The organism is Phenylobacterium sp., from assembly GCF_044358365.1.
GTDB lineage: Bacteria > Pseudomonadota > Alphaproteobacteria > Caulobacterales > Caulobacteraceae > Phenylobacterium.
This window is the reverse complement of the sequence record NZ_JBIKNZ010000009.1, coordinates 38,386-58,558: the sequence shown is the minus strand read 5'-3', so window position 1 is coordinate 58,558 and position 20,173 is coordinate 38,386. Positions and strand designations below refer to the sequence as shown.

Annotated in this window: 18 protein-coding genes; 4 read left to right on the top strand and 14 right to left on the bottom strand. The window is 62.6% G+C overall.

All coding sequences use genetic code 11. The features are described 5' to 3' along the window. Positions 1 to 98: 98 nt before the first annotated feature. A complete protein-coding gene (locus ACIQ3B_RS04480; RefSeq protein WP_397400126.1) occupies positions 99 to 1,874 on the bottom strand; it encodes an autotransporter assembly complex family protein in 1,776 nt (591 codons plus the stop codon). A gap of 264 nt (positions 1,875 to 2,138) precedes the next feature. Here ACIQ3B_RS04480 and ACIQ3B_RS04475 point away from each other — a divergent pair, with 264 nt between their 5' ends. From ACIQ3B_RS04475 to ACIQ3B_RS04465, 3 genes are read left to right on the top strand one after another with little or no spacing between them, the layout of a single operon-like run. Then, a complete protein-coding gene (locus ACIQ3B_RS04475) occupies positions 2,139 to 3,548 on the top strand; it encodes a circularly permuted type 2 ATP-grasp protein (protein ID WP_397400143.1) in 1,410 nt (469 codons plus the stop codon). Then, positions 3,545 to 4,489: an alpha-E domain-containing protein gene (locus tag ACIQ3B_RS04470; RefSeq protein WP_397400125.1), complete on the top strand. Its 945-nt coding sequence runs from the start codon at positions 3,545 to 3,547 to the stop codon at positions 4,487 to 4,489. Before ACIQ3B_RS04475 ends, ACIQ3B_RS04470 begins: the two co-directional genes overlap by 4 nt. An 11-nt stretch (positions 4,490 to 4,500) precedes the next feature. Then, complete coding sequence (locus ACIQ3B_RS04465) at positions 4,501 to 5,484, top strand: transglutaminase domain-containing protein (RefSeq protein WP_397400124.1); 984 nt, start codon at positions 4,501 to 4,503, stop codon at positions 5,482 to 5,484. Between the two features lie 516 nt (positions 5,485 to 6,000). On the opposite strand, the gene phoU (ACIQ3B_RS04460) is transcribed toward ACIQ3B_RS04465, so the two are convergent. The 5 genes from phoU (ACIQ3B_RS04460) to ACIQ3B_RS04440 all read right to left on the bottom strand — a co-directional run bounded on the left by phoU (ACIQ3B_RS04460) (position 6,001) and on the right by ACIQ3B_RS04440 (position 10,481). Next, on the bottom strand, positions 6,001 to 6,669 hold the full coding sequence (gene phoU / locus ACIQ3B_RS04460) for a phosphate signaling complex protein PhoU (protein ID WP_397400123.1): 669 nt from the start codon (positions 6,667 to 6,669) through the stop codon (positions 6,001 to 6,003). Between the two features lie 10 nt (positions 6,670 to 6,679). After that, complete coding sequence (pstB, locus tag ACIQ3B_RS04455) at positions 6,680 to 7,504, bottom strand: phosphate ABC transporter ATP-binding protein PstB (protein ID WP_397400122.1); 825 nt, start codon at positions 7,502 to 7,504, stop codon at positions 6,680 to 6,682. 2 nt (positions 7,505 to 7,506) lie between these two features. Continuing rightward, a complete protein-coding gene (gene pstA, locus ACIQ3B_RS04450; protein WP_397400121.1) occupies positions 7,507 to 8,439 on the bottom strand; it encodes a phosphate ABC transporter permease PstA in 933 nt (310 codons plus the stop codon). Then, the gene (pstC, locus tag ACIQ3B_RS04445; protein WP_397400120.1) at positions 8,439 to 9,356 is read right to left on the bottom strand and encodes a phosphate ABC transporter permease subunit PstC; all 918 of its coding nucleotides are present in this window, start codon (positions 9,354 to 9,356) and stop codon (positions 8,439 to 8,441) included. The genes pstA and pstC overlap by 1 nt, the downstream gene beginning before the upstream one ends. Positions 9,357 to 9,434: 78 nt before the next feature. Next, complete coding sequence (locus tag ACIQ3B_RS04440) at positions 9,435 to 10,481, bottom strand: phosphate ABC transporter substrate-binding protein PstS family protein (protein WP_397400119.1); 1,047 nt, start codon at positions 10,479 to 10,481, stop codon at positions 9,435 to 9,437. Between the two features lie 280 nt (positions 10,482 to 10,761). Here ACIQ3B_RS04440 and ACIQ3B_RS04435 point away from each other — a divergent pair, with 280 nt between their 5' ends. After that, a complete protein-coding gene (locus ACIQ3B_RS04435) occupies positions 10,762 to 12,381 on the top strand; it encodes a porin (RefSeq protein ID WP_397400118.1) in 1,620 nt (539 codons plus the stop codon). Positions 12,382 to 12,536: 155 nt separating this feature from the next. Here ACIQ3B_RS04435 and ACIQ3B_RS04430 read toward each other — a convergent pair whose 3' ends face one another. The 8 genes from ACIQ3B_RS04430 to ACIQ3B_RS04395 all read right to left on the bottom strand — a co-directional run bounded on the left by ACIQ3B_RS04430 (position 12,537) and on the right by ACIQ3B_RS04395 (position 20,130). After that, a complete protein-coding gene (locus ACIQ3B_RS04430; protein ID WP_397400117.1) occupies positions 12,537 to 13,340 on the bottom strand; it encodes a UDP-2,3-diacylglucosamine diphosphatase in 804 nt (267 codons plus the stop codon). A 60-nt stretch (positions 13,341 to 13,400) separates the two neighbouring features. Beyond that, entirely contained in the window at positions 13,401 to 14,090 is a 690-nt protein-coding gene (phoB, locus tag ACIQ3B_RS04425) for a phosphate regulon transcriptional regulator PhoB (protein ID WP_397400116.1), read from the bottom strand. Beyond that, positions 14,087 to 14,788, bottom strand: a complete 702-nt coding sequence (phoU, locus tag ACIQ3B_RS04420; protein WP_397400115.1) for a phosphate signaling complex protein PhoU — start codon at positions 14,786 to 14,788, stop codon at positions 14,087 to 14,089. Before phoU (ACIQ3B_RS04420) ends, phoB begins: the two co-directional genes overlap by 4 nt. A 64-nt stretch (positions 14,789 to 14,852) precedes the next feature. After that, positions 14,853 to 15,986, bottom strand: coding sequence for an ATP-binding protein (locus ACIQ3B_RS04415; protein ID WP_397400114.1), 1,134 nt, complete (start codon positions 15,984 to 15,986; stop codon positions 14,853 to 14,855). Beyond that, on the bottom strand, positions 15,987 to 17,168 hold the full coding sequence (gene ccmI, locus ACIQ3B_RS04410; protein ID WP_397400113.1) for a c-type cytochrome biogenesis protein CcmI: 1,182 nt from the start codon (positions 17,166 to 17,168) through the stop codon (positions 15,987 to 15,989). Further along, complete coding sequence (locus ACIQ3B_RS04405; protein ID WP_397400142.1) at positions 17,169 to 17,618, bottom strand: cytochrome c-type biogenesis protein; 450 nt, start codon at positions 17,616 to 17,618, stop codon at positions 17,169 to 17,171. Positions 17,619 to 17,629: 11 nt separating this feature from the next. Continuing rightward, a complete protein-coding gene (locus ACIQ3B_RS04400) occupies positions 17,630 to 18,163 on the bottom strand; it encodes a DsbE family thiol:disulfide interchange protein (protein WP_397400112.1) in 534 nt (177 codons plus the stop codon). Beyond that, positions 18,160 to 20,130 carry a heme lyase CcmF/NrfE family subunit gene (locus tag ACIQ3B_RS04395; protein ID WP_397400111.1) on the bottom strand — a complete coding sequence of 657 codons (1,971 nt, stop codon included), beginning with the start codon at positions 20,128 to 20,130 and terminating at the stop codon, positions 18,160 to 18,162. The genes ACIQ3B_RS04400 and ACIQ3B_RS04395 overlap by 4 nt, the downstream gene beginning before the upstream one ends. Positions 20,131 to 20,173 lie beyond the last annotated feature (43 nt).

Genomic DNA, 20,173 nt, shown 5'->3' with positions numbered 1-20,173 from the left:
GAGGGTCCCGACGACGGCCAGGAGGATCGCCGCCAGAGCAAGGACGATCCGGCGTCCGCGTCGAGGAACGCGTGGCGGGGTCTGATGTTCTGTCGCGGTCAAAAGCTCTGACCGATGCTGACGTATATCTGGAAGGGCGGCTCCCCACGCCGACGCGTGACCGGGGTCGCAATATCCACCCGGATCGGGGCGAAACCGAGATTGTACCGGACCCCAAAGCCAGCTCCGATGGCCAGATCCCGGAAATCCACCGGGCCGCCTGATCCTACAGCTCCGGCATCGGCAAACACGGCGAAGCCCCATGTGGATGTGAGTTCGCGGCGCACCTCAAGCGACGACTCCATCAGGAACACCCCGCCGCGCGGTGTGCCGTCCGGAAAACGCGGGCCGACGGCCTGATAGGAAAAGCCCCGTACCGAACCCCCACCACCGGCGTAAAACCGCTGTGACGCCGGCACCTGATCCACAATGCCATTGACGATCCGCCCCAATCGCAGGCGCGCCGCCAAAACGGTCTCGCCGCCCTTGTCCAGGGACTGATAGAATGTCCCCTGCGCAACACCCCGCAGGTAGGGCAGATTGGTGTCGCCCACGATCAGGGTTGGCTCCAGCCGCGCACTCAACCGCCATCCGGACTTGGGGTCGAGGGGATCATTGGATCTGTCGAGCAACAGGTCCGACAACGCAACAAACGTTACCAGATCCCGCCCAAGGGGGATCAGGGTGTTCAACCGGATTTCCTGGGTCCGGCTGTAGTCGACGGACAGCCCAACCGTCGCGTAGGAGGTCTTCCCATAACGGCGGGTCAGATCGGCGTGTACCCCGAACCCGGTTGCGTCAAAGGCGTCAGTCTTGACCTGGTAGCCGGCAGCGCCGGTCCGAAGCGTCTGTTGAGCCCGACGCCAGTGTGGGAGGGACAGATCGCCGCCAGCTCGCGTGTCGCGGTCCGAAACCTGCCCGAACAGCGCGATAGTGTCGGCTCGCGCCAGGCGATTGTAGTGAGTCCAGCGCACGTTCACACCCGCGCCCTCGCTGGTTGAATAGCTGGCGCCGCCTTCGATTGAGCGAGGCTTTCGTTCCGCCAGGCTCAGCACGACGGGGCGATATCCGTCGCCGGATGCAGCGCCCGGCGGTGACAACGCGACCGTGACGGCGTCATAGGCTCCCGTGTCGAGCAGGCGGCGCTCAAGTTCTGCTACATCGTCCGGATTATATACCGCGCCGGCCGTCCAGGGCGTGAGCCCCCGCAGAAAGCCAGTTTGTGTCTGACCTGACGCCTGGATGTCCAGCCCGCCAAGCCGAACCAGAGCGCCCGAGGCGACACGATATGTCGGCAGTACAGATGTATCTGAATGGTCGACGAGCACATCGCGCGGTGCAGCCTCAGCGTCGGCGTAGCCGCGTTTCTGTATTGCGGCCAAAACCCTCCCCTCGGCGCCCAGGATATCGACCGCACGAGCGGGCGCGCCGGGCACAAGCTCCAAGGCCCTGGTCGCCACAGATATCGCGTCTTCATCTGGCGAAGCGCCCACCCAGCTGAGGGTTGGTGTTTTCAATCGGAACTGCGGGCCGGGCGATATCTCGACGATTGGCAACGGTGGTTCGGACTCTCCCACGTCGGGCTCGACCCGATAGCCGTAGTAGCCTTCGGATCGGAGGACCGCGATCGCATCTTCTGCGGCGGCGCGGGCGCGGCGGCGGGCCTCGAAACGATTCTCCAATGGGCGATCCGTGGCGCCGATGACTTTCTGGATCCTGGCCTTCAGTTCGCCTGACACCTCACCCTGCACGGTGGCGCGCGGTTCTGCAGCCTCCGCAAGAACGGGCGCACAGGCAGCCGCTAACGCGGCGACAGCATATAGCAGTCGACCCAATCCAGATTCCCTTGGTCGCAGCCCCGGGGACCGGTGTAGCCGGGCCACCCCCTTCTGTCATCCATCTGGCGGCGCCCAATTCCTGAGCAGCGCTCGAACGGAGGGCGAAGTTCCAGAGATTTTCAACGCTACGCTTCCGGGAAGCTCTTAAGCGGCCTACAGATTCAACTGGTCATTCCGGCGAGGGGTGTGGAAACTGTCGTGAGCGCCAAACGAGACGACCTGCCGACCAGTACCAAGGCGCCCGCTTTGCCCTATGACGAAATGCTGGTTCCCGATGGTAGGGTCCGCAAGCATTACCACGCCCTGGAAGCGCGCCTGGCGACCTTATCTCCCGACGAGTTGGCCGAACGACAGAAAACACAGGAACGGTTTTTCCTCCTGCAAGGCATCACGTTCACGGTCTATGGCGCGGAAAGTTCGACCGAGCGCATCATTCCGACCGACATCCTGCCGCGTATCATCCCCGCCCATGAGTGGGCGCGCATTGAGGCCGGGCTGATCCAGCGTCTGCGGGCGCTGAACATGTTCCTGGCCGACATCTATTCTGAACAACAGATCCTGATGGACGGCGTGGTGCCGCGGGAACTGGTGCTTCAGGCGCCGTCCTATCGTCGCGAGATGCAGAACCTCTATGTCCCGCACAAGGCTTACGCCAACGTCTGTGGCTCGGACCTGATCCGTCAGCCGAACGGCGAGTTTGCGGTCCTGGAAGACAATCTGCGCGTCCCCTCCGGCGTCTCGTACATGCTGGCCAATCGAGAGGCTTCCAAGCGGGTGTTTCCCGGCACGTTCCGTGGAGCCGGCGTCCGGTCGATTGACCGCTATCCCGACCTTCTGCTGGCCACATTGAAGAGCATGGCTGCCGACTGGCGTCCAAACCCGCAGGTCGCCGTACTGACACCGGGGGTCTACAATTCAGCCTACTACGAGCACGCCTATCTGGCGCGCTTGATGGGCGTGCCCCTGGTCGAAGGCCGTGACCTCGTGGTGCACGAAAACATGGTCTACATGCGCACGACCACCGGCTTGCGCCGGATTGATGTGATCTACCGTCGGGTCGACGACGACTTCATAGATCCCCTCACCTTTCGGCGGGATTCCTCACTCGGCGCAGCAGGATTGTTCAACGCCTATCGCGCCGGCAACGTGGTGATCTGCAACGCACCCGGGACCGGGGTGGCCGACGACAAGGCCGTCTACGCCTATGTGCCGGAAATCATCCGCTACTACCTGAACGAAGACGCCATCCTGCCCAATATCGAGACCTACCTCTGCCGCGAACCGGCGCAATTGAGCCATGTGCTGGCCAATCTGGACAAGCTGGTGGTCAAGGCCGTGGGCGCCTCCGGCGGCTACGGCATGCTGGTTGGGCCCCACTCCACCAAGGCCCAGCAGGAAGAGTTCGCCGCTGCTCTGCGCGCTGATCCCGCCAACTATATCGCCCAGCCCACGATTCAACTTTCCACAGCGCCCTGCCTGATCGATCACGCCATCGAGCCGCGGCACGTGGACCTGCGACCGTTCATCCTGTCGGGCGAGAAGATCACCGTGACACCCGGCGCCCTGACACGCGTGGCGCTGAAGAAAGGGTCGTTGGTGGTCAACTCCAGTCAGGGCGGGGGCTCCAAGGACACCTGGATTCTGGCTGAAACCAAGGGAGCCGCGCGATGATGCTCGCGAGAGTGGCCGACAGTCTCTACTGGATCGGTCGGTATGTGGAGCGCGCCGAGCATATGTGCCGGCTCTCCGATGTGATGCTGAACGCGACGCTGGATCGATCTGAGGCCGCCACCCAGGTGGCGCGGATCGCGCTGGCGGCCGTTGGCGACCCGGAGATGGCGCGCGCAAAGAGCCCCTATGATGCAGCCTTGGCTCTGGCTCTGGACCGCAGTGATCGGGGCTCCATCTATTCGTCCATCGCCCACGCCCGCGAAAATGCCCGTCAGGTGCGCGACCAGATCACCACGGAGACCTGGGAACGGCTGAACCTGATCTATCTGCGTATGAACGACCCGGACGCCACCCGATCGTTCGAAGGTGGTTCACAGCTCTTCCTCCACGACACCATCGCCGATCTCCATCTCTTCAAGGGCGCCGGTGACGCCACGATGAGCCATGGCGAAGGTTGGAGCTTCCTGTTGCTAGGCGTCTATCTAGAGCGCGCCCAACTGATCGGATCTCTTCTGGAAGTGGTGTTCGGTGAGGGCCGCAAGCGCAAGCCCGTAACAGACCATTTCGCGCTCACCAGTGTGCTGCGGATGGGCTGCGCCCTGGAGCCCTATCTGCGGGTCTACACCGCGGAGATGCAGCCTCGCTACATCCTGCAGTTCCTGACCCTGGACGAGGATTTCCCCCGCTCCATTCGCTTCTGCACCCAACAGATCGAAACACACCTGGCCGCCATTGTCCGCCACTCCGGCATGGCGGGCAGCGGGCCGGATCGACTGGCGGGTCGGCTGCGGGCGAGGCTCCAATATGGCGACATGGACGAACTGGAGGCCCAGGGCGCCAGTCCGTTCCTGAAGACCGTTCTTGACGAATGCTCGGCCATCCACCGCAGCCTCTATGACGCCTTTGTCGCCTACCCCCTCGAAGACCGCCTCCCCGCCTAGAAGGAAGAAACGTGCTCCTCGAGATTCGCCACATCACCCAGTACAAATATGCCGTGCCCATCCGCGAGAGCGTGATGGAGGTGTGGATGCAGCCGCAGAAGAGTATCCGGCAACGGCTGGTCAGTTTTGATCTCGATCTGGACCCCGCCTCACAGCTGTTCTCCTACGTCGACAGCTTCGGAAACGCAGTGCACCACTTCGACGTGCCGCAACCCCATGACCGCCTGACGATCACGGCCCGCGCGGCCGTGGAGAGTCACGCGCCACCTCGGTTGCCCGAAGGCCTCGACCCGGGTGAGTGGGACCGAATGCGGTCAGAGGCGCTGCGGGGCGAGTGCTTCGACTTTCTGCATCCCCACGGCTTCGCACGCGAGACAGAGGCGCTGGGCCGCTTCATTTCCGATCACGGCATCGAAGACATTCGTCGCCAGGACCCATTGAGGGCGGTGTTGGCGCTCAACAAGGCGATCTACGATTCATTCGCCTATGAAGCCGGTGTCACCCGGGCGGACAGTCCCATCGACCACGTGCTGGAAACCCGGCGGGGCGTCTGTCAGGACTTCGCCCACGTGATGATCACAATCTGTCGTAGCTGGGGGGTGCCTGCACGCTATGTGTCCGGCTATCTGTTCACGGACCGCAAGCACGGTGATCGCTCAGATCCGGACGCGACACATGCCTGGGTCGAGGTGTTTCTGCCCAGCCTGCGCTGGATCGGCCTCGACCCCACGAACAACACGATCGCCGGGGAGCGGCACATCACTTGCGCCATTGGTCGGGACTACTCCGACGTGCCTCCATCTCGCGGCGTCTTCAAGGGTGCAACCACGAGCGATCTGGATGTCGGCGTTACGGTGCGCAAGGCGCGCGCGGCCGTGAATGATCCCGAGTTCATGCGTGCGGCCAAGCGCGGCCCGGGCCCGACGCGTCGTGTTCAGCCCAATGTCGCCGCCTACGAGGAGCAGAGGCGACACGAGATGCAGCAGCAACAGTAGCGACCGCGCCTCGCCGGCATCAAGCCCCGGGGAAACAGACCAGCAATCGTGGCCGCCGCAGCTTCGGCATCTGCGCGATCCGGCAGTTCATTTGCGTCGTTGTAACCGTAGGATTCATCCGCTCCGGTTCGCTGAACCACCATGCCGTCGCGCCGTGAGATGGTGCTGACTCCTCGATAACAGACCCCGTATCGTACTTCAGGCTGCGGGATCAGCCAGGCTATCTGGCCCCGCATAGGGACAATGCTCTCGTCTTTCCAGAGCGCACGGGCGCCATACCCCGCGCAATTGATGATCACTTTCTGGCGCAGGTTCGCCAGTTCAGCGGGCGTGTGGAATTCCATGACCTCAAGGCGTCCGCCAGCCTGCAGGAAATCGGAGATCGGGCCGCGGAGTGTCGCAGAAAGCCTCGGCGATCCGCCAGTCTCACAATGGATGCAGACATACCGACAGTTCCCCGCTGCACGCCCCCATCATGATCGATAGCGGCAGTCGGAAATGGCAAGGCGCAAAAGGCTAGAGCTTGGGACGGTCCGCCAATTCGCCGCCGGTGATCTGATAATAGACAAGCTCTGCGATGTTGGTGGCATGATCGCCAATGCGTTCGAGATTTTTGGCGATGAACAGCAGGTGCGTACCGTCGCCCACAAACGCCGGCGAAGACGTCATTCCGGCCACGATCTCCTGCAGGACCGCCTCGTGTCGCTCATCAATCTCGGTGTCCTTAACCCAGACATCGTAGGCGCCCTGGGCATCACCCTGGCGGAATGCGCTGATCACCGCGGCCAGACGATCCGCCACCAGTTGCCCCAACGCGGCGACCCCTGCAGCATGCGTCGGCTCCGCAGCGGCCGCCATCCGACCGACCCGTTTGGCGATGTTCTTGGCAAGATCCCCGCAGCGTTCCAGTTGCATCGCCGTCTTCATCGCGGCAATCGGGCGACGAAGATCATCGGCCATGGGCTGTCGCAAGGCGATGAAGCGGATTGCCCGTTTCTCTATCTCGGCGTCCTGAAGATCCAGCGCATCATCACCCCGGACGACCTTGCTCGCGCCATTCAGATCGTGCCGCAGAAACACGTCGACGGCCGAACGCACCTGGGCCACCGCAAGATCACCCAGCGCCGCCACATCATGCGCCAGGTTGTCAAGGTCTTGTCCGACTGCGCGTACAGTATGCTCCATCGCAGATCTCCTAGCCGTAGCGTCCGGTGACATAGTCCCGTGTCTGGTCGGCCTTGGGATTGGTGAAAATCTGCTCCGTCTCGCCGAACTCCACCAGATTCCCCAGGTGCATAAAGGCGGTCTGATCCGAGATGCGGGCCGCCTGGCCCATATTGTGGGTGACAATGACGATGGTGACGTCCTTGGCCAGATCGTCGATCAGGGACTCAATCTTGGCCGTCGCGATCGGGTCCAGCGCCGACGTCGGCTCGTCGAGCAGCAGCAGCTTCGGCTCCGGCGCGAGGGCGCGCGCTATGCAGAGCCTTTGCTGCTGTCCACCGGAGAGTTCGTAGGCGGGGCTCTTCAGCCGATCCTTCACCTCATCCCAGATGGCCGCCTGCTTCAGCGCCTTCTCAACGCGACCCTCGACCTCGCTCCTGGTCCGGATGCCCCGAACGTAGAGGCCCGAGGCAACGTTCTCATAGATGCTCTTGGGGAACGGATTGGGCTTCTGGAACACCATTCCGACCATCAGTCGAACCAGAATCGGATCAACCGTACGGCTGACCAGGTTCAATCCGTCCGGCATCAGATTGATAGCGCCCTCATAGCGGATGCCCGCATAGAGGTCATGAATACGATTGAAGCACCGCAACAGCGTGCTCTTGCCGCAGCCCGACGGCCCGATGATCGCCGTCACCCGACGATCCTCGATCGGCATGCTGACGCCGTGCAGGGCCTGGAATTTGCCATACCAGAAGCTGAGATCCGCCACCTGGGCGCGAACCGGGGCTTCGGGACTGAGGGGCGACGCGGTCGTCACAGCAGGGCTCCTGGCGTTGGTGAGGTCATTCATCGTCAGGTCCGGACCAATCGACGAAGCCGGTATCTAAGGTAGATCGCAAACCCATTCATGAGCAGCGTCATGGCGAGCAGCAGGACGCCTGTGGCAGCTGCGTTGACATGAAACGCAGCCTGGGGCCGGGATATCCAGTTAAACATCTGGATCGGCATCACCGTAAATGGGGAATTCAACCAGTCAAAGTTGATCCATGGCGGCGTCGCGCTGACAGGGGCCGGCGGCAGGAAGGCGATATAGGTCAGGGCGCCGATGGTGATGATGGGCGCAGTCTCGCCGATCGCCCGGGACAGTCCCACGATCGCTCCGGTCAGGATGCCGGGTCGCGCACTGGGCAGGATATAGCTCCACATGACCTGCCACCGATTGGCGCCGACCCCATAGGCGCTCTCTCGCAAGCCAGAGGGCACGGCCCGCAGCGCCTCGCGGGTCGCGACAATGACAATCGGCAGGATCAGCAGGGCCAGCACCATACCGCCCACCAGAACCGTCTGACCCAGATTGAGGCCATAGACAAAGAAGCCCAGCGCCAGCAGGCCGTAGATGATCGACGGCACGCCAGCCAGGTTGCTCACATTGATTTCGATGGCGTCGGTCAGGATGTTCTTCGCGGCATATTCTTCCAGATAGAGACCTGCACCAACGCCCAACGGCACGGCAATTGCGGCGGTCACCAGCATGACCAGGGTAGTTCCGATCCAGGCCGACAACACGCCGGCGCCGGCGGCGCGCCGGGACGGGAAGCTTGTCAGAAACTCCGGGCTGATCCGGCCAACACCGTCGATCAAAAGGTCGGCAACCAAGGTCACCAACAGCCCCATGACCACGATCAGCACAAAGATGCCAATGATCCCAAATGCCAGGTCCTGGACGCGTTTGGCCCGCACAAGACGCAGAGTGGCCGTATGCTCGAGATCAGCTTCACCGCTCATCAGTAAGCCTCCCGGAAGCGGCGGCGCAGGAAGAAGCCCAGCAGATTGAAGATCAGGGTGATCACAAAAAGAACAAGGCCAACGGCGAAGATCGTCGAATACACCAGCGAACCGTGCGGCAGGTCACCCAGGCTCATTTGCACGATATAGGCCGTGATGGTCGCAGCCCCCTCCCGCGGATCTCCGGTGAGATTGGGATTCTGGCCCGCGGCGATAGCGACCACCATGGTCTCGCCAACGGCCCGGGAGAAGCCCAGCAGATAAGCCGCTGTAACGCCCGAGAAGGCGCCGGGAATGATCACCGAGAAGGCCATCTGCACCCGGCTCATGCCCAGACCGAAAGCTGCTTCACGCAACGCCATTGGCACTGCGCGCATCGCATCCTCGCTGATCGAGACCACATAAGGCAGGATCATGATGCCCAGCACTATGCCCGGGATCAGCAGATTGAAACCTTCCAGACCCGGAATGAACTGTTTCGCCAGCGGGGTCAGGAACAGCAGTGCGAAGTAGCCAAACACCACCGTCGGTACGGCGGCCAACATCTCGAGGATGGGCTTGAGCACTTCGCGGACCGAAGGCCGGGCAAACTCACTGAGATAGATCGACAGGATCAGCCCCAGCGGCGTCGCCACCAGCATGGCGATACCCGCCGCCCAGAAGGTCGCCGACAAAAGGGGCAGGATGCCGTAGTGCGCATCGGTGAACACCGGTGTCCACTGCAGATCGGTCAGAAAATCCCAGATCGGCACCTGGGTGAAGAATGGCAGGGATTCGGTCACCAGGACCCAGACAATCGCTCCCGTGATCAGGACCGAGAGCGCTGCACTGGCGAACAGCAAGGCCTGCATAACCGCAGCCAGAATCCGGCCGCGGCGCAGAAAGGCGCTGGCTTTCAACGCCTGGTATTCTGACAAGTTCGGTTCCGGAGGCATCCCGTCGTTCACGACATGGGGTCAGCGAGACGCAGAATGCGCCCCGCCTTCCGCCTGCTTCTAGGGCTTGGCGGCGGCCGGGGCCACCGGCTTGGCCGCCACATCGGCAAGAAGTTCTTCCATGGTCACGCCAACCTTGGAACCACCATTGAAGTAACTGCCCGCCTGGCCGGCCGTGAACTTGGCCAGCGCCAGGCTGTAGGCCTGCTCCGGCAGCGGCACATAGCCCACTTCAGCCACCAGCTTCTCGCTGTGCTGGGCGGTGAAGGCATAGGTCATGAAGGCCTTCAGATGCGGACGCTCAGCGGCATACTTCTTGTTCACGTAGTAAAAGAGTGGGCGCGACAGGGGCTGATAGGACGCGTCCCGCGCCGTTTCAGCCGACGGAAGAACACACTTACCATCCTTCTGGCGGATCGGCGCCGCGCGGACCTTGGTCTTGTTCTCAGAGTAGTAGGCCAGACCCAGATAACCCATCGCGTTGGCATCGCCCGAGACACCGCTGATCGTGACGTTGTCATCTTCGGTCGCTGTGTAATCACCCCGCGAGGCGCCCTCTTCCCCGTTCACCGCCTTGGTGAAGTAGTCGAAAGTGCCGGAGTCGGTCCCTGCGCCGAACAGCTTGATCGGCTGATCGGGGAAGGATGCCCGCACCTGTTTCCAGCTGGTGATCTTGGTTTGCGCGGCTGGTTCCCAGAGCTTCTTGAGTTCTGCGACGCTGAGGCAGTCAACGAACTTGTTGGCGGGGTTTACCACCACCGCCAAAGCGTCCAGCGCGATCGGCAGTTCGATAAACTCGATGCCGGCATCTGCACAGGACTTGGCCTCTTCGGCCTTGATCGGTCGAGAAGCTCCGGCGATGTCAATCTCGCCGCGACAGAGCTTCTTAAACCCGCCTCCGGTACCCGACAGGCCGACGGTGACACGGGTTCCTGACTCCTTCTGGAACTCCTCTCCAAGGGCTTCCGATATCGGATAGACCGTGCTGGAACCGTCAATCAGAAGGACCGCACCACCTGCGTCAGCCTTGGGCGCCCCAGCCTTGTCGTCGGCCTTGGGTGTACATGCGGCGAGCGCCAGAGCCATGCCGGCAACACCGTAGATCATGCGTATCTTCATCGTCGCACCGCTTTCCGGGATTGAACTGTGGAAGTTCAGCTGGACCCGCAAACAACCTCTAGGGCGGGCGCGCAACCGTTTCGTGACATGATGTGAAGCGCCGTCTACGTCAGATGCAAGAAAGTTCCGCGTCCGTTTCATATCATTTTTATGACAGTCGCCGCGCCGGTACGCTATGGCCTCGCCGACATCGTTTCTCCGGAGAGATGTTGCTATCACAGGCCGTCGCTTGCAGTCGTCGGCTACGAGCTCACTATACGAGAGGCTCATGCTGTTGACCCGACCGCCGGTAAAGCGCGCCGCGCTTGTCTTTTCCCTCGCAGGTCTGCTTCTCTGCGTCGCCTCCAACACAGCACTGGCGGCCCAGGCCAAGTTGGATGATCCCAAGCTGCAGGCGATGCAGCAGCAACTGGACGACATGCGCGTGCAACTCGAGCAACTGCGCGGAGTCGCCCAAACGGAACAGAGACTCAATGCCATTCAGCTCCAACTGGAGACGATGGCGCGCGAATTGGCCGAGATGAAAAACGCCCAGGCCAGCACGGCAACGGCTATCGCCACACTGAAGATGCCACCTGACGCGACGGCTGTAACCACAACAATCCCGAACGGCCGACCGACCTTCGCAAGCGCCGACGCCCGCTTCACCGCCAGCATCCGTTCGATTGTGATGCTGGATGCCGCAAAGTTCTTCCAGTCCGACAATCCGGAGCCGGCTGTGGTGGGGCGTGACCTCAGCGAGGGCACCAATTTCCGTCGTGCTCGCATCGGCTTCGAGGGCAGGCTGTTCGATGATTTCGACTATTCGATTTTCTACGAGTTCGGGGGATCGGGCGGTGAGGATCCAGGTCGACTCTACGACGCAGCCATTACCTACACGGCGTTTGATCCTCTCCGAATCAAGGTGGGAGCCTTCCAACCGAACATCGGACTGGCGGCAGCCGCCTCCACCAGCGAGATCCCGCTCATGGAACGGCCTTCGTCAGCCGAGGTGGCGAGAAACGTTGCTGCGGGAGACTCCCGCATTGCTTTCCAGGTTTCGAGCAATGGCGCGCTCGGGTCGACCACCGAGCCTTCTTCCGTACGCTGGATGACTTCTGCCGCCTTGACGGGCAACATCATATCCCGGATCGGCGGCAACGGCGCGGCGACGCCTTTGCCATTCGGCGAACAGACGGCGTGGATCGGGCGACTCGCGCTTTCGAAGAGCTTCGCGAATGGTTGGCATGCCCACGCTGGCGCCAACTACCAATGGGTTGTGCAGCCCAATGACGCCGGGGTTACAACTACTCCCCGGTACCCCGCTCAGCTTAGGGATCGACCAGAGCAGCGCATTGACTCGACCCGGCTGGTCGATACGGGCAGCATTGACGCCAGGCACATCAGCGTTCTGGGGCTTGAAGGCGCGATTTCCAGGGGGCCAATGCTGATTGAGGCCGAGTATTTCCAGCTCAAGCTGGATCGACGCCTTACGACAGCACAGCAGCTTCCCGACCCGAAATTCTCTGGCTGGTATGTCCAGGCCGCCTGGAGCCTTACCGGCGAAACGCGCACCTATGTCGCCGCCGACGCCCGCTATCGGGCGCCAAGGCCGACGACCAACTTCAGTCCCAAGGCTGGAACCCTGGGCGCCTTCGAACTGGCCGGACGATACTCGGTTACCGACCTGAACTATCGCGAGGGCCGGCTCTTCAGCGCCGCGGTTCCCGGCGCAGTGCGCGGTGGCGAGCAGAAAATCCTGTCACTCGGGGTAAACTGGTATCTGAACCCGGTCATGCGCCTGATGCTGAACTATCAGAACGTCGATGTTGATCGCCTGAGCCAGGCAGGCGTACAGATCGGTCAAACCTATGACGCGGTTACTGCACGCGCTCAGCTGAACTTCTGAAGTGGATATCCACGCTTCCCGGCACCGTCATACGTTTGACATCCAGCCGCGCTAGGTTCTGGGAGAAGACTTTGGTCTTCCCCCTCCCATTCGATCTTCCCGAGGTCGGATCGGCCGCGACCTCCCCCCGGTCGCGGCCTTTTTTCCGTTTGGCATCAAGCTGCAAGTGGGCTCGCGGCGGCAGGCCTCACGGTCTGGAGTGACTTCCGGAGGTCGAGCCAGTGAACGATCTCGAGGCGGCCATCAAAACCCTCAACGACGGCTGTGCAACTCTCCACCCAGTCTCCGTCGTTAAGGTAGTCTATCCCGTCGAAGTCGCGCCGCTCAGCCTTGTGGATATGACCACAGATGACACCGTGGACCCCACGGCGCCGCGCCTCGTCCGCCATCGCCGTCTCGAACTGATCAATGAACGCAACGGCGTCCTTGACCCTATGCTTCAGGAACGCCGAGAGGCTCCAGTAGCCCAGCCCCAGCATTCTGCGCGCACGGTTGAAATGGGTGTTGAGCGCCAGCAGGGCCCGGTAGCTCCAGTCTCCCAGAAACGCCAACCATTTGGCATTCTGGACAACACCATCGAACTCATCGCCATGGGTCACGAGATAGCGACGACCATCGGCAGTTTCATGTATGGCGTCGCGCGCCACCACCACGCCGCCGAAATGCACACCGCAGAAATCGCGAATACGATCATCGTGGTTGCCCGGGATGTAGACAACCCGCACGCCTTTTCGCGCCAGGCGCAGGATCTTCTGGACCACGTCATTGTGCCCCTGCGGCCAGAACCAGCCGGACCTCAGCTTCCAGCCGTCAACGATGTCGCCGACCAGATAGAGGGTTTCGCAGTCGAGCTCGCGGATGAACTCCAGCAACAGTTCCGCCTGACACCCGCGGGTGCCGAGGTGAATATCCGATATGAAGGCAGCGCGGCAGCGAACAGCCGTAGTGGTGTCCGTCATATCAATCCCCCAAGCCAGCTCAGGGGGTAGGCAGAGTCGATGACACCCCTGTGACGCGGCTCAGACGTCCGCGTCGAGGGCATATCCTGCCGAGCGCACGGTCCGGATCAGATCCGGAGAATTCGGCTTTCGCAGAGCCTTGCGCAGTCGCCCAACATGAACGTCGACGGTACGGAGCTCAACGTACGTGTTCGCGCCCCAAACCGCATCCAGCAGGCGCTCGCGGCTGAATACCCGCCCGGGCCGCTGCATCAGGAAGTCGAGCAATCGATATTCCGTGGGACCAAGGTGAACGTCCTGACCACTGCGGGTTACCCGGTGCCGGGCGCGGTCCAGAAGCAGGTCACCGTACTCGAGGCGCTCGTCCAGCAGTTCAGGCCGGGTGCGCCGCAGCAGGGCGCGGATGCGGGCGACCAGTTCGCTCATGGCGAAGGGCTTGACCACATAGTCGTCTGCGCCAGTCTCAAGACCACGGATCTTGTCAGCTTCTTCGCTCCGGGCGGTCAGCATGATCACGGGCGTGCGACGCGTTTCGGTTCCGGCACGGATCTGGCGGCAGACTTCCACGCCGGAGACCTTCGGGAGCATCCAGTCCAGAACAACAAGGTCCGGCGCCTCCTCGGAAATCTTCAGCAGCGCCTCTTCGCCATCGGCGGCGCGCTCGATACGGAAGCCTTCCTTCATGAGATTGTAGTCAAGGAGGGTCGCCAGCGCGTCCTCGTCCTCAACGACCAGAATGTAGGGGGTCACGATGGCGTGGTCTCCGCTTCAAGCGTCGGCAGGCTGATTTTTGGTCGCTCTCCGACCAGTTCAACGCCTGTCATCTGGAAATGCAGAATCTCGGCGATGTTGGTGGCGTGGTCGCCAATCCGTTCGAGATTCTTGGCGACAAAAAGCAGGTGGGCTCCTGCAGCGACAGTGCCGGGGTGGGCCGCCATCATGTTCAGCAGTTCGCGGAAGAGGCTCTCGTAGTGTTCGTCAACCTCGCCATCGCGCCGCCAGACATCCAGCGCAGGCTCAACGTCGCCGGCGGCATAGGCATCCAGCACCTCACGAAGACGACCAGCCACAAGCCGCCCCATGCGCTCGATAGCGCCGGTCACCGGCAGCAGCGGCTCGCCCGCCGAAAGCACGAGACTGCGTTTGGCGATATTGCGCGCCAGATCGCCGCAACGCTCAAGGTTCATGGCCAGCTTCAGGGTCGAAATGGCGCGGCGAAGTTCTCCTTCATCGGGATGATACTTCCCGATCAGGGCGAGGGCCCGGCGTTCCACCTCACTCTGGAGGCTATCGAGGCGCAGATCGCGAATGATCAGGGCCTGGGCCAGGGGGACGTCGCGACGGACCACAGCGTCTACGGCATCCACCACCTGAGCTTCCGCCAGACCGCCCATCCGGATGACTTCGGCGGTCAATTGTCTCAATTGTGCGGCTAGTGAACGCGTCACTGAAAGGTCTCCCCTGACCGCGCAAACTAATGCAGTCTGACTACAGTTTTGCGACAAGCCAGTTCTATTGCGCCGCGACGGGAAGATATACGCTGAAGGTGCTGCCTTCGCCTTCGGCGCTTTCCACCGTCAGTCCGCCCCGGTGGCGATTGATCACGTGCTTGGCGATCGCCAATCCAAGACCGGTGCCGCCGCTGCGCTGGCCTTCCACACGGTAGAAGCGCTCTGATAATCGCGGCAGAACCTGGCGCGGTATGCCCGGCCCATCGTCGGACACCCGAAGCACCACGTAAGATTGGCCTTCGTTGACATCCGGTGACAGCAACGAAAGCCCTGCGCCAGTTCGGCTGGACCCGCGCGCAGCCTCCAGGGTGGCCGCGGTTTCCAGCGTAACGCGCACCGCACCGCCGCGAGGCGTGTAGCGAACGGCATTGTCCACGAGGTTCTGGATCACCTGGACCAACTGATCGCGGTCGCCGATCACGGGTCTGGCCACGCCTTCGACATTTATGGCGATGATAACGCCGCGTTCGGCTGTAAGCGGCCGGGTTGCATCGATCACATCCTGAACCGCACCTGACAGGTCCACGCGGCCTGACGGGGCGATATGTTCGTTGAGCTCGATCCGGCTGAGCGAAAGAAGATCGTCCACCAGGCGCGCCATGCGGGTAGTCTGCTGGGCCATGATGCCCAGGAACTTCTCACGGGCTTCCGGGTCTTCCTTGGCGTGGGTTCGCAAGGTCTCCACAAACCCGGCCAGCGAAGCCAGCGGCGTGCGAAGCTCGTGGCTGGCGTTGGCCAGAAAATCTGCCCGCATGCGCTCGGTCCGACGCGCATCGGTTTCGTCCCTGAGAACAACCACAAGCAGGCGGTCGCCGCCGGCTTCAACCTCAAGCGTACGTGCAAAGGCTCGCCAGAAACGCGGCTGTACGCCGATCGTTTCAAACGTCACTTCCGCGTTCGTCGAGGCCTCCAGGGCTTCTTCGATGGCCTCCAGCACCTCCGGACGGCGCAACGCTGCGCCAAGGGGTGCGCCCTCCAGTTCGATCCGGAAAACCTCCCGGGCGGCCTGGTTGCCATAGGTGATCTCCGGAGCTTCCCCTTCGCCCCCACGAACCAGGATGACAGGCTCGGGAAGTAACTCCAGGATCAACTGGGCCGCCAGCCCTGCTCCGGCTCTGATGAGGGTGTCCGGCATCTATCCGACCGGCAGGCCAAGTTGGGCTGCGGTCTGCTGCAGCGCCTGTTGGTCGGAGGGCGACCCGTTGAATGCCCGGCGGGCCTCGCGATAGTCCGCCGCCGCGCGGTCGTTCTGGCCCAGCACCATCCGCGCCCGAAGAAGCTGTTCCCAGCCCGCTCGATCCCGGGGATTTTGCTTCAGACGCTCCGCGAGACGCTCGACCATCCCTGCCACCATGGCGTCGCGATCGCCAGGTTTCATGTTCTGCGCCGCCGCAATCTGATCCGAAGTCGGACCGCGGGGCGCGATCGGCCCTGCAGAACCGGCCGACTCGAGTGGCGGAAGTCGGCCGGCGATGTCCATCTTGCGATCCGCCGCAACTTTCTCGACGAACGTCCGCACCTCAGAGGCCCAGGGCGCACCTGGGGGCGCCGATTTCAGCAGAGCGATCCAGTCGTTCATGGCCGCAGCGTGCTCCCCACGCTGGTCCTTTGCCACCCCCAGGTAGTAGCGAGCCCGGGGATCATCAGGCGCCACGGCAACGGCTCGACGGAACAGAGCCTCGGCGGCAGGAGTCAGCTGTCCATCCGCCGCCAGCACCGTCGATTCTCCCTGGGCCGAAATGTACTCGTTGTTGGTGGGGTCCAGCGCCACCGCGCGACCATAAGCAGCAGCAGCTTCAGCATTGCGTCCTGTCTGGAGATAGGACCATCCCAGCATGCGCCAGCCCTCGGCATTGTCCGGACGTTGCTGCATCTGCGCTTCAAGTTGAGCGATCATGGCCCCGGTTTCGCCCTGGGGGTGACCTTCTACGGCGTCTTTCGAAGCCGACACGCCAGGCTTCGCGTTCAGGTCCGGTTTGCCGATCGCAAGGTAAAGACCTGTGCCAGCCAGGGTGACGACAGCGACGATGCTGACAGCCAGAATGAGGAGTGTTCGTTCGGAAAGCGGCCTGGCCGTGGCCTCGGGATTGCGGGCTTCAGCAAGAATCCGTCTCTTCAGATCGCTCTTCAAAGCTTCGGCTTCCGGTCCAACCATCGCACCGGAGGCCGCCTGGGCTTCAAGTTCCGCCATTTGCGCCTTGAGCACGCCAACGGCGTCGGCACGCTCCGCGTGCGCCGCGTCTCGACGACGAATAAGCGGAAAGGCGAGGCCCACCGCCGCCAGCACCGTCATCAGTGTAAGGATCATCCAGAGCATTCAGCCCGCCTTGTCGGTTTTGAGCAGGGTTTCAACCTCGGCCTCTTCGTCCGCGCTTAGGGGCTCGGCACGGGACGGCGCTCTACTGCGAATATAGATCAACGCTCCCAGCCCGCCCGCGAGGAGGACCGCAAGCGGCCCGAACCACAGCGCGAGCGTATCGAAACGCATGGGAGGCTGGAGCTGGACGAAACTGCCGTATCGCGCCACCAGGTAGGCGACTGCCTGTTCATCGGTATCCCCGGCCGAGATTCTCTCGCGCAGGATGATGCGCAGATCGCGGGCGAGAGCCGCGTCGGAGTCGTCGATCGACTGGTTCTGACAGACCACGCACCGCAGATCCTTGGAAAGACTATGGGCGCGAGCCTCAAGTCCCGGGTCGGCCAACTGCTCGTCCGGGTTCACTGCCCAGGCAGATCCGGCGACCGCCAGGGCAGCGCAGGTTACCACGAGCAAGCGCCTCACGACTCTGACCTCAGCTTGTCCATCAGCGGCCGAAGCGTTTCATCCCAGAGCTGCGGCGTCACCGCGCCCACATGCCGATAGCGTACACGGCCCTGCTTATCGATCACGAAGGTCTCCGGCACGGCGGAAACACCCATATCAATCCCCATACGACCGGTGACGTCGCTGCCGATCCGCACGTAGGGGTCGCCGCGATCCTGCAGCCACTGATAGCCCGCCTGAGGCTGATCCTTCCAGTCGACGCCTTGCAGCAGTACGCCCTCGGCGCGCAAACGCATCAACAGAGGGTGTTCGATCCGGCATGCCGCACACCACGAGGCATAGAAATTGATCAGCATGGGCTCGCCGCCCAGATCAGCTGTCGCAAAGCCCTGATCACCAGGCCGGACGGCGGGCAGGCTGAATTCCGGCACGGGCTTGCCGATCATCGTCGACGGCAACAGCGATGGATCTCGACCAAGTCCGGCGAAAAAGCCAACCAGCACCGCTGCAAACAGCACCACGGGCAGAATGAAGATGAGGCGTCTCATACTGCCGCCACCGACTGGGCGGCGGCCGGCGCAGCCTTGATCGCCGCGCCCAGCCGCAAGCGCCTGTCACTGAGTGATACCGCGCCCCCAAGAGCCATCACAAAGCCGCCGATCCAGATCCAGACAATCAACGGATGATCCCAGAGCCGCACCACTACCCCTTGCGGCGACTCCTCGCCGACGGAGACGTAGAGGTTACCCAGGGGCGTAACCCGAATTCCGGCTTCGGTGGTCTGGGTCTGCGCGGAGCCATAGAAACGCTTCTCGCTGGATAGCATGTAGGGCTTGCCCTGCCCTGTAACCGTGAAGCGGGCCTGGCGCGCTTCATAGTTGGGTCCGGTCACCGTCTCAAAGGTCGAGAGCGTCAGGGTGCGCCCCGCGAACGCCACCGTGTCGCCCAGACGCATGTTCAGCACCTTGTCGCTTTCCCAGGCAGTCACCCCTGTGATCCCCAGCGCCAGAAGACCCAGACCGGCATGGGCGAGTGTCAGGCCATACAGAGCGCGCGGCGTGGTCCGGATCGCCCGGCCCAGATAGGCACGCCCCGCCCACCAGCGCCGCGCCAGCACCAGCACCGATCCCGCAAGCAGCCATGCCGCCAGGCCCAGGCCCCCGGCTGTAATGACGCCGGCAAGGCCGTTGGTGATCAGACCCAGGAGCAGAGCCGCCACGGCGAAGGCTGCCGGAACCCGGATCCTCGCAAGGGTCGCCCGCCAGTCATCGCGCTTCCAGTTGAGCATTGGCCCGAACACGACGAGCAGAAGGAGCACGAAGGCCAGCGGCGCGAACGTGCGGGCGTAATAGGGCGGGCCTACCGAGATCTTGTCGTTGTTCAGCATCTCGATGAACACCGGACTGAACGTGCCCAGGAAAACGGTCGCCGTAAGCGCCGTCAGGAACAGGTTGTTGAGGGTGATCCCGCCCTCCCGTGAAAGCGGCTGGAATAGAGCGCCCGAGCGAATTGCAGGCGCCCGCCAGGCATAAAGAGCCAGCGAAAGGCCCGTAGTCAGGGCGATGATCCCCAGAACATAGACCCCGCGCTCGGGATCGACCGCAAAGGCATGGACACTGGTGAGGATGCCCGAGCGGACCAGGAAGGTTCCCACCAGGCTCAAAGAGAAAGTCAGAATGCACAGCAGAACCGTCCAACTGACCAACGCGCCGCGGCGTTCCAGGACAAGCGCCGAGTGCAATAGCGCGGTCCCAAGCAGCCAGGGCATCAGTGAAGCATTCTCCACGGGGTCCCAGAACCACCAGCCGCCCCAACCAAGCTCATAGTAGGCCCAGGCGCTACCAAGCGTTATCCCCAGAGTGAGCGGGATCCACGCCGCCAGCACCCAGGGACGCACCCAACGCGCCCAGGCGGCGTCAACCCGGCCTTCGATCAGAGCCGCCACGGCAAAGCAGAACGCTACCGAAAATCCTACGTAACCCGCGTAGAGGACAGGCGGATGCAGCACGAGACCCGGATCCTGCAGCAGCGGATTGAGCTCCATGCCCTCCGATGGCGCCGGGTCGAGGCGCAGGAACGGGTTTGACGTAAACAGCAGGAACCCATGAAATGAGGCGGCGATCAGACCTTGAATGCCCAGCACACGAGCCTGCAACGTCTCTCGCAGCGTTCCGCCGAACGCCGCAAGCACGCCGCCGCACAGGGCCAGGATCAGCACCCATAACAACATGGAGCCTTCGTGGTTTCCCCAGGTGGCGGCAAACCGGTAGGCAGTCGGCTGGGCGGTGTTGCTGTGTTGCGCCGCCAACGCCACCGAGAAATCACAGGTGACGAAGATGTAGGCAAGGCAGCCAAAAGCCAACGTAACAAAAAGGGCCTGCAGCATGGCGGCCTGCCGGCCAACCGCCATCAGGACGCGATCTCCCCGATGTGCCCCCCACAGCGGTGTCAGCGATTGAACGACCGCCAGAAGCAGAGCAAGAATCAAGGCGAACTGACCGACTTCCGCCGCCATGGACTTTGTGCTCCTCTAATCCCTGACTTGCGTGGTAGCGGGT

What these genes read in the sequence shown, in the direction of transcription:
- ACIQ3B_RS04475 (WP_397400143.1), top strand. Translation starts at nt 2,139, where the DNA reads ATGCTGGTTCCCGATGGTAGGGTCCGCAAGCATTACCACGCCCTGGAA.
- ACIQ3B_RS04470 (WP_397400125.1), top strand. Translation starts at nt 3,545, where the DNA reads ATGATGCTCGCGAGAGTGGCCGACAGTCTCTACTGGATCGGTCGGTAT.
- phoU (WP_397400123.1), bottom strand. Translation starts at nt 6,669, where the DNA reads ATGGAGCATACTGTACGCGCAGTCGGACAAGACCTTGACAACCTGGCG.
- pstB (WP_397400122.1), bottom strand. Translation starts at nt 7,504, where the DNA reads ATGAATGACCTCACCAACGCCAGGAGCCCTGCTGTGACGACCGCGTCG.
- pstA (WP_397400121.1), bottom strand. Translation starts at nt 8,439, where the DNA reads ATGAGCGGTGAAGCTGATCTCGAGCATACGGCCACTCTGCGTCTTGTG.
- ACIQ3B_RS04440 (WP_397400119.1), bottom strand. Translation starts at nt 10,481, where the DNA reads ATGATCTACGGTGTTGCCGGCATGGCTCTGGCGCTCGCCGCATGTACA.
- ACIQ3B_RS04435 (WP_397400118.1), top strand. Translation starts at nt 10,762, where the DNA reads ATGCTGTTGACCCGACCGCCGGTAAAGCGCGCCGCGCTTGTCTTTTCC.
- ACIQ3B_RS04430 (WP_397400117.1), bottom strand. Translation starts at nt 13,340, where the DNA reads ATGACGGACACCACTACGGCTGTTCGCTGCCGCGCTGCCTTCATATCG.
- ACIQ3B_RS04415 (WP_397400114.1), bottom strand. Translation starts at nt 15,986, where the DNA reads ATGCCGGACACCCTCATCAGAGCCGGAGCAGGGCTGGCGGCCCAGTTG.
- ccmI (WP_397400113.1), bottom strand. Translation starts at nt 17,168, where the DNA reads ATGCTCTGGATGATCCTTACACTGATGACGGTGCTGGCGGCGGTGGGC.
- ACIQ3B_RS04400 (WP_397400112.1), bottom strand. Translation starts at nt 18,163, where the DNA reads ATGAGACGCCTCATCTTCATTCTGCCCGTGGTGCTGTTTGCAGCGGTG.
- ACIQ3B_RS04395 (WP_397400111.1), bottom strand. Translation starts at nt 20,130, where the DNA reads ATGGCGGCGGAAGTCGGTCAGTTCGCCTTGATTCTTGCTCTGCTTCTG.